This is a genomic window from Streptomyces sp. NPDC054887, from assembly GCF_053610585.1.
In genome coordinates, this window is sequence record NZ_JBSGYQ010000124.1 from 1 (window position 1) to 8,323 (window position 8,323).

At 71.4% G+C, this 8,323-nt stretch carries 8 protein-coding genes; 4 read left to right on the top strand and 4 right to left on the bottom strand.

Going from position 1 to position 8,323, the window contains the following annotated elements; all coding sequences use genetic code 11:
* Window positions 1–384 precede the first annotated feature (384 nt).
* Entirely contained in the window at window positions 385–1,776 is a 1,392-nt protein-coding gene (locus ACWGH0_RS34235; RefSeq protein WP_453408177.1) for an MDR family MFS transporter, read from the bottom strand.
* 155 nt (window positions 1,777–1,931) lie between these two features.
* On the opposite strand from ACWGH0_RS34235, the gene ACWGH0_RS34240 reads away from it, so the two are divergent.
* Together ACWGH0_RS34240 and ACWGH0_RS34245 are read left to right on the top strand one after the other, a co-directional pair.
* Window positions 1,932–2,693, top strand: coding sequence for a phosphoglyceromutase (locus tag ACWGH0_RS34240; protein ID WP_453408178.1), 762 nt, complete (start codon window positions 1,932–1,934; stop codon window positions 2,691–2,693).
* Window positions 2,694–3,028: 335 nt separating this feature from the next.
* Window positions 3,029–3,880 carry a hypothetical protein gene (locus ACWGH0_RS34245; RefSeq protein WP_453408179.1) on the top strand — a complete coding sequence of 284 codons (852 nt, stop codon included), beginning with the start codon at window positions 3,029–3,031 and terminating at the stop codon, window positions 3,878–3,880.
* Window positions 3,881–4,062: 182 nt separating this feature from the next.
* Here the strand turns inward: ACWGH0_RS34245 and ACWGH0_RS34250 are convergent, their stop codons facing one another.
* The 3 genes from ACWGH0_RS34250 to phoU all read right to left on the bottom strand — a co-directional run bounded on the left by ACWGH0_RS34250 (window position 4,063) and on the right by phoU (window position 6,129).
* Window positions 4,063–4,662, bottom strand: coding sequence for an HAD domain-containing protein (locus ACWGH0_RS34250; RefSeq protein WP_453408180.1), 600 nt, complete (start codon window positions 4,660–4,662; stop codon window positions 4,063–4,065).
* Window positions 4,663–4,825: 163 nt separating this feature from the next.
* Window positions 4,826–4,987, bottom strand: coding sequence for a hypothetical protein (locus tag ACWGH0_RS34255; RefSeq protein WP_453408181.1), 162 nt, complete (start codon window positions 4,985–4,987; stop codon window positions 4,826–4,828).
* Between the two features lie 449 nt (window positions 4,988–5,436).
* Window positions 5,437–6,129, bottom strand: a complete 693-nt coding sequence (gene phoU / locus ACWGH0_RS34260) for a phosphate signaling complex protein PhoU (RefSeq protein WP_453408182.1) — start codon at window positions 6,127–6,129, stop codon at window positions 5,437–5,439.
* Between the two features lie 187 nt (window positions 6,130–6,316).
* Between phoU and ACWGH0_RS34265 the strand changes: the two genes are divergently transcribed.
* Entirely contained in the window at window positions 6,317–7,591 is a 1,275-nt protein-coding gene (locus ACWGH0_RS34265; RefSeq protein ID WP_453408183.1) for a sensor histidine kinase, read from the top strand.
* A complete protein-coding gene (locus tag ACWGH0_RS34270) occupies window positions 7,588–8,268 on the top strand; it encodes a response regulator transcription factor (RefSeq protein ID WP_028814608.1) in 681 nt (226 codons plus the stop codon). The genes ACWGH0_RS34265 and ACWGH0_RS34270 overlap by 4 nt, the downstream gene beginning before the upstream one ends.
* The last annotated feature ends 55 nt before the right edge of the window (window positions 8,269–8,323 follow it).

An 8,323-nucleotide genomic window follows, 5' to 3' on the forward strand; every position in this document is an offset into this window, starting at 1 on the left:
GGGCCGGCCCACCCGCCGCGTGCGGCAACACGTTGGCAGGAGGGGACGTGCCGGGGCGCTCCCCGCAGGGCGTTGAACGCAACCGCGCCGAAGGGACCGCAGCGGTGCCCGAAGGTTCGACGCCCGAGGAGACGCCCGGGCACGGCACCGACCCCGAAGCCCCGGGCCCTGTCCGACGCCCGAAGCCCCCGCGCCGTGCGAAGGTTCGGCCCGGCACCGGCCCCGCAGGGTCGCGCCGTACAGCGCGACGGCCGCATCAGCGAGGAGAGGGAGCCCGACCAGACCGACGTACCGGCCTTCCCCGGCCCGCTGCACCCCGCCTGCGGGCGTACGGATCACAAGGCGACCTACGCCCCCGGCATCTCTACGAGGCCCAACGGACCCTCAGCCACCGACCTTCGACCCACCCGCCCCAGGACCGGCACCGGACCCCGCCCCACGCCCCAGCCCCTCGTCCACCACCACGCCGACCGCCCCCACACCCGCGCCCTCCACCCCACCAACGCCAACCCCACCAGCCGCCACCCCACCAACCTCAACGCCACCAACCTGTCCCTCTTCCGTCTCGACCAGCGCCCGCCGCAGCAGCGTCCCGTACCCCACCGCCGCGATCACGCCGACGACCCCGCACGCCATCCACAGCACGTCCGGCCCGGGCCCGTCCACGACCCAGCCGGCCAGGACCGGCGCGAGGAAGCCGGAGAGCGCCCAGGACATGCCCATCACGCCCTGGTACCGGCCGCGCGCGTGTTCTGGGGCCAGCCGCGCGGTGGCGGCGGCGTTCGTCGGCACGTGCACCATCTCGCCGACCGTCCACACGATCACCGTCACCGCGAACACCAGCGGCGTCCCGGCCAGGGCGGTCGCCCCGGTCCCGGCGGCGAACAGCAGCGAGGAGACGGTGAGGAGCGCGGCCGGCGACCGACGGTCGGTGATCTTGTTGACGAGCAGCTGGAAGCCGACTATCACGACGCCGTTGACCGCGATGACCATGCCGTACGCACTGGGTTCGAGCCCCTCACCGGCCATGGTCAGCGGCAGGCCGACCCACGGCGCGGTGAAGATGAGGCAGACGAGCAGGTTGAGCAGCACCAGCGTCCGGAAGGGCCCGTCGCGCAGGACCTCCACGACACTCACCTTCGGCTGCGGCGCGGGCGCTTCCTCCCCCTTCACCGCCGCAGGGGCGACCGGCCGCGTCTCCGGCAGGCGCAGGAAGACGATCAGCGCGCACAGTACGGTCGCCGCCGCCTCCACGAGGAACAGCGTCCGGTAGCCGAAGACGATCGCCGCGCCGCCGCCGAGCGCGGCGATCGCGAAACCGAGGTTGAGCGCCCAGTAGTTCAGGGCGTACGCGCGCCGCCGGTCGTGCTCCGGCACCAGGTCGGCGATGGTGGCGCCGATCGCCGGCCGCACCGACTGCATGGTGACGCCGATGAGCAGCACCACCACGGCGACGCCCACCGCGCTCGTCACCACGGCGAGCGCGGCCGCGCCCGTCGCCGTGCCCAGGTGACCGGCGATCATCGTGGGCCGCCGCCCCCACCGGTCGGTCAGCATCCCGCCGAGCGGCGCACCGGCCACGCCGCCGAGGCCGTGCAGCGCTATGACCATCCCCGCGTACCAGGCGGAGTACCCCAGCTCCTGCGTCAGGTACAGCGACAGGAACGTGAGGACGAACGCTCCGGTGCGGTTCACGAGCGTCGACGTCCACAGCCACCAGAACCCGGCGGGGAACCCCGAGACCGAATCCTTCGCGGCACGTCTGAGCGCGGCCATCGACATGTGTCATCCCCCCAGGGACCCTCTGCGGCGACGGTGGACGCCTGTAAGCGGCTGATGCGGTACCCGCAAATTACAAGTGCGCCGCCGACCGCAGCCACTCAATTGACGCGAGCCGTCAACCGTCCTGGGCGTCCATTAGTCTCGTACGCATGGCCGACGCACCGTACAAGCTGATCCTGCTCCGCCACGGCGAGAGCGAGTGGAACGCGAAGAACCTGTTCACCGGATGGGTGGACGTCAACCTCACCGAGAAGGGCGAGAAGGAGGCGGTGCGCGGCGGTGAGCTGCTCGTCGAAGCCGGCCTGCTGCCCGACGTCCTCCACACCTCGCTCCAGAAGCGCGCCATCCGCACGGCCCAGCTCTCGCTGGAGGCCGCGGACCGCCACTGGATCCCCGTCCACCGCTCCTGGCGCCTGAACGAGCGCCACTACGGCGCCCTCCAGGGCAAGGACAAGGCGCAGACCCTCGCCGAGTTCGGCGAGGAGCAGTTCATGCTCTGGCGCCGCTCGTACGACACCCCGCCACCGGTCCTTGAGGACGGCACGGAGTTCTCCCAGTCCGACGACCCGCGCTACGCGACGATCCCCAGCGAGCTGCGCCCCCGCACGGAGTGCCTCAAGGACGTCGTCGAGCGCATGCTGCCGTACTGGTACGACGGCATCGTCCCGGACCTGCTCGCCGGCCGCACCGTCCTGATCGCCGCCCACGGCAACTCCCTGCGCGGCCTGGTGAAGCACCTCGACGGCATCTCCGACGAGGAGATCACGGGCCTTAACATCCCCACCGGCATCCCGCTCTACTACGAGCTGGACGCCGACTTCCGCCCGGTCACCAAGGGCGGCAAGTACCTCGACCCGGAGGCCGCGAAGGCCGCCATCGAGGCCGTGAAGAACCAGGGCAAGAAGAAGTAACCAGCGCCGAACAAGCCCCCCACCCTGCGGCTCCACCGCGGGGGCGGGGGGCTCTTCGCTGCCCTGGGGCCGCCCGCCACCGGCAGGGTCGAGTGGGCCGAACCCAACAGGCGGCGACCACCGCCAGACCTTTTGCCCCCTTTGGGCTGCACCTACGGGGGTTGATCTCCGTCCTCTGCGGAGTTCGTCCCGCGAGCCGCGAGCCGCGAGCCGCGAGCCGCGAGCCGCAGCCGCATGCACAGGTCGGGGGCGCGGGTCGCATGCCGCAGCCGTGATCTACAGTTCCCGCGGCGGGCAGTCGACCCGCCGTAGAGACACGGACTCAGGGGTGGGGATTGATCACTTCGATATCGGCTGCTGTCCCGCAGCGGCACAGACGGCCGGCGGCGCGGCGCGCGGCCGCAGCGGTGCTGGCCGGGGCCATGGCACTGGCGGGCGTGGGCCTGACGGCGCCGGCCGCGCACGCGGCCGAAAGCGACATCTCGTTCTCGAACGTCGTGTTCAACAACGGCAAGCCCATCGTCGTCGGCATCAGCGCCGAGGTCGAGGCCCCGCTGACGTACACGGTGAAGACCAGCGCGACGCTCGACAGCTGGTGGGTCAACGCGTACCGGGGTACGTACGGGTCCAACGAGTACAACCTCGCGGGTATCACGACCCGGTGGGGCTGCGGCCAGTCGTCCGCGGGCGGTTACACCTTCTACGACTGCGACGAGACGATGTCCATCGACCCCGACAACATGCCGGGCGGCAATGGCAACAAGCTCGTCAACAGCGACGCCGCCGAGTGGAAGTCCGTCGGCACGGCCATCAAGAAGGGCGGCGGTTACGACACCGACCTGCTCTCCGCGACAGTCCGCCTCCAGCGTGCCTCGCGCATCCAGAACGCGAACGCCTCGCCGGAGCCCGTCGCCAAGGGCGCGCCGATCACCGTCACCGGCACCGTGCAGCGCGCCAACTGGAGCCTGCACCGTTACGACAACTACGGCGGCCGACTGGTGAAGTTGCAGTTCAAGCCCGCCGGCTCCAGTGCCTACACCACCGTCAAGTCGGTGACCGCCGGCAGCACCGGGCACCTGAAGACGACCGTGACCGCCTCCCAGGACGGCACCTGGCGCTGGCGCTACAGCGGCAACACGACGACCGGCGCCAGCAACTCCACCGGCGACTACGTCGACGTGAACTGATCACGCATCTACGTGCTCGAACACAGAACGAGCGCAGAACGAAGGCCCCGTCGTTGCTCCAACGGGGCCTTCCGCGTATCGCCTGCGCCTGACGCGTATCGCGTGATGCGTGACGCCTGACGCATGGCGCATGGGGCGTGCGGCGTCGGCGAGGCGCGGTGACGGCAAAGGGGTTCGCTGGGTCAACCAGGGCAGGCGGTGGGGCGATCCGGCACCGTGGTGCCGAGCCAGTCGGTGAGTACGGCGTAGTCGGCGTCGGTGAGGCCCTCGTGCGGGTCGGGGCGGTGCAGCAGATACGGGGAGCGGTGCTGCGCCGCGACCCACAGACGGTCCATGGACCCGATCTCGTCGTCGACCCAGATGAACGGGCGGTCGCCGGCCCACTCGACGATGTGGCGGGTCTTCCAGTGCAAGCCGCGCGGACCCTCTTCAGCGACCGTGTCCGGCCACCTCACCACGGGCAGGGTCGGCGGCAGACCGATAAGTGGGGCGACGGCGTCGTTCGCGTCGTCCAGCCATGTCGTGGCCCACACGAGGTCGCACCCCAGAGCCGTCAGACGTTTTCCCGCCGAGGGATCGAGGCGCCCGAGGAGTGGGTTCCCCCGACCGTACGATCCGCCGGAGCCGGAGCCGGAGCCGGAGCCGGAGCCGGAGCCGGAGCCGGAGCCGGAGCCGGAGCTGGCAGTGGAGGCCGCCTGGCGGCGGCCGGCCGGGTGGCCGAACGGGATGAGTGGTCCGTCGACGTCGAGGAAGAGAAGGGGGCGCTGCGATGAGCCGGTCACGTTGGCACGGTAACTCCCCGCGGAGCGGCCAAGAAGGGCCGTAGCGCGCCCACCCGCCCGGAGACGCACGCCGGAAGGGCCCCTGCCTGTCGGGCGGGGCCCTTCCGGCACCACTCTCCGGGCGTCCGCGCACCGAAGCGCCGCGCCGGGCTCCGTCGGCGGGTCAGCCGGAGCAGCCGCCGCACTGGCACGGCGCGCCGGACTGGCAACCGCAGCTACAGCCGGGCCCGCAGCCGCAGGCGCCGAGGACGGTCAGGGCGGGGCGGTGGCGGGCCGCATCGGCCGGCACTTCCTGCCGGGCGTCGGACGTCGGGGAATCGGACATGGGGATCCTCCTCGAAGGGCACGCGGCGTACTTCTGCTGCCCATTGCATGCCCACTCGGGCAGGCGCATCAAGGGCGCACACGCGCAATGCCCCGACGCACCGGGCGACGGCGACGGGCGACGCGCACGAGCCATGTGGCAGGCGACGGCCACGGGCGACGCGAACGGGCCATGTAGCAGGCGACGGCGAGGGCGACGTAAACGGGCCACGTGGCAGGCGACGGCGAGGGCGACGTAAACGGGCCGCGTGACAGGCGACGGCGACGACCGACGCACCGGACACGCGAAGCGTCGGGCGACGCACCGGCCGCCACGCACCGGCCCGCACACCGAGCGGGGCCGCCCGGCCACCGGGTCGCGCACCCGGCGGGCGGCCCCCGCCGCACCGGCGCATCCGGTCGCGAGGCAGGGCCAGGTGCCGGGCGACCGGGCCGGGCGGCGAACCGGCCCTACTCGCCCTGCGTCGGCGGAGCCGTCGTGCCGGCCGCGGCCTGGAGCTCGTCCGCGTGCTCGCCCGTCACCAGGTACACCACGCGCTTCGCCACCGACACCGCGTGGTCGGCGAACCGCTCGTAGTACCGGCCGAGCAGCGTCACGTCGACCGCCGTCTCGATGCCGTGCTTCCAGCGGTCGTCCATCAGGTGCTGGAACAGCGTGCGGTGCAGCAGGTCCATCTCGTCGTCGTCGTGCTCCAGCTGGAGGGCGAGGTCGACGTCCTTCGTGGTGATGACCTCCGCCGCCTTCGCCATGAGGCGCTGCGCGAGCTGACCCATCTCCAGCATGGTGGCGTGCAGGTCGTGCGGCACGGCAGAGGCGGGGAAACGCAACCGGGCGAGCTTCGCGACGTGCTGGGCGAGGTCGCCCGAGCGCTCCAGGTCGGCGCTCATCCGCAGGGAGGTGACGACTATCCGCAGGTCGGTGGCCACGGGCTGCTGGCGGGCCAGCAGGGCTATGGCGCGCGCCTCCAGGTCGTGCTGGAGATCGTCCACCTTCTGGTCGGCGGCGATCACGCTCTCGGCGAGCTTGAGGTCCGCGTCCAGCATGGCCGTGGTGGCCCGCCCGATGGCGGACCCGACCAGCCGGGCCATCTCGACCAGGGCTTCACCGATCGAGTCAAGTTCCTCGTGGTACGCGTCGCGCATGAAAGTCCCTCTCTAGTCTTTCTGGAGCCTCTGGAACCCCACGCTCCCACGTTCTGTCCGGTACGCGTCCGATTCCGGCACCCCAAGTGAACCAACCCCATCCCCTCGGTGAACTCTGAGCGACGAGTGTTCGAGGTGCCACCCTTTTGACTGGGGACGGGTCGCGACCCCCGCTTAACCTGGGTGCATGGACGTGAACGCGGCAGTAGCCGCTGCGGCAGCGATAGCCGGTCTGCTGACCGGTGTGATCGCCGTGCTGACGTTCCGCTGGAGCGAACGCGAGCAGGCGCGGCCCACCCGGTCGTCCATGCGGCCGGACGTCAACGCGGTGCTGCCGCCGGGCGTCGACACCGTCCTGTCCGTCCTGCGGTCCTCCGCCGTCGTACTGGACGAGAGCGACAACGTGGTCAAGGCCAGCTCGGCGGCGTACGCCCTCGGGCTCGTCCGGGGCGGCAAACTGGCCGTCGAGTCCATGCTCCACATGGCCCGCGACACCCGCCGCGACGGGGAGATACGGCAGGTCGAACTCGACCTCCCGCGGCGCGGCACCGGACGCGGCGAGGCCCTCGCGGTGTCCGCCCGGGTCGCCCCGCTCGGCTCGCGCCTCGTACTGCTCCTGGTGGAGGACCTCACCGAGGCCCGCCGCATCGAGGCGGTACGGCGCGACTTCGTCGCCAACGTCAGCCATGAACTCAAGACTCCTACGGGTGCGCTCTCCCTGCTCTCCGAGGCGGTCATGGACGCCTCGGACGACCCGGAGGCCGTCACCCGTTTCGCGGGCCGCATGCAGATCGAGGCGACCCGCCTCACCAACCTGGTCCAGGAGCTCATCGACCTCTCCCGCGTCCAGAACGACGACCCGCTGGAGGACGCCGAACCGGTCCGCGTCGACGAACTGGTCGACGAGGCGGTGGACCGCAGCCGCCACGCCGCGTCCACCAAGAACATCACCATGGCCGCGGGCGGCACCGAGGGCCTGTACGTGTGGGGCAACCGGGGGCAGCTCGCCGCGGCCCTCGGCAACCTCGTCGAGAACGCCGTCAACTACAGCCCGGCCCGCACCCGCGTGGGGATAGCCGGGCGCCGGATCTCGGCCCCCGGCGGGGACCTGATCGAGATAGCCGTCACCGACCAGGGCATCGGTATCTCCGAGAAGGACCGCGACCGGATCTTCGAACGCTTCTACCGCGTGGACCCGGCCCGCTCCCGGGCCACCGGAGGCACGGGCCTCGGCCTGGCCATCGTCAAGCACGTGGCCGCCTCGCACGGCGGGGAAGTCACGGTGTGGAGCACCGAGGGACAGGGCTCCACCTTCACCCTGCGGCTGCCCGAGGCAGCAGCGTCACGCGACCGGTCCCCGGTCGCCGCCCCCGACGACGTCGACGATCCCGCAGACGACGCCGCCGGTCCCTACGAGACCACTGATCGCGAACCCATTCCCCACCCGGAGGTCCTTCCGTGACCCGAGTGCTCGTCGTCGAGGATGAGGAATCCTTCAGCGACGCCCTGTCCTACATGCTCCGCAAGGAGGGCTTCGAGGTCGCCATCGCGGCCACCGGGCCCGACGGGCTCGACGAGTTCGAGCGCAACGGCGCCGACCTCGTCCTGCTGGACCTCATGCTCCCCGGCCTGCCGGGCACCGAGGTCTGCCGTCAGCTGCGCAGCCATTCCAATGTTCCGGTCATCATGGTGACCGCCAAGGACAGTGAGATCGACAAGGTCGTGGGGCTGGAGATAGGGGCAGACGACTACGTCACGAAGCCCTTCTCCTCGCGCGAGCTGGTCGCCCGCATCCGCGCGGTCCTGCGCCGCCGCGGCGAGCCGGAAGAGGTCACCCCGGCGGCCCTGGAGGCCGGGCCGGTGCGCATGGACGTGGACCGCCACGTGGTCACGGTCGGCGGTGGCAAGGTCGACCTGCCGCTGAAGGAGTTCGACCTCCTGGAGATGCTGCTGCGCAACGCGGGCCGCGTGCTCACCCGCATGCAGCTGATCGACCGTGTGTGGGGCGCGGACTACGTGGGCGACACCAAGACCCTCGACGTCCACGTGAAGCGCCTGCGCGCCAAGATCGAGCCGGATCCGGGCGCGCCCAGATACCTGGTGACGGTGCGGGGACTGGGCTACAAGTTCGAGCCGTAGGCCGACCGCGACAAGCGGTCGTGACACGACACGGGGAGGCCCCGCCGGCAGGTTG

What these genes read in the sequence shown, in the direction of transcription:
- ACWGH0_RS34235 (WP_453408177.1), bottom strand. Translation starts at nt 1,776, where the DNA reads ATGGCCGCGCTCAGACGTGCCGCGAAGGATTCGGTCTCGGGGTTCCCC.
- ACWGH0_RS34240 (WP_453408178.1), top strand. Translation starts at nt 1,932, where the DNA reads ATGGCCGACGCACCGTACAAGCTGATCCTGCTCCGCCACGGCGAGAGC.
- ACWGH0_RS34255 (WP_453408181.1), bottom strand. Translation starts at nt 4,987, where the DNA reads ATGTCCGATTCCCCGACGTCCGACGCCCGGCAGGAAGTGCCGGCCGAT.
- phoU (WP_453408182.1), bottom strand. Translation starts at nt 6,129, where the DNA reads ATGCGCGACGCGTACCACGAGGAACTTGACTCGATCGGTGAAGCCCTG.
- ACWGH0_RS34265 (WP_453408183.1), top strand. Translation starts at nt 6,317, where the DNA reads ATGGACGTGAACGCGGCAGTAGCCGCTGCGGCAGCGATAGCCGGTCTG.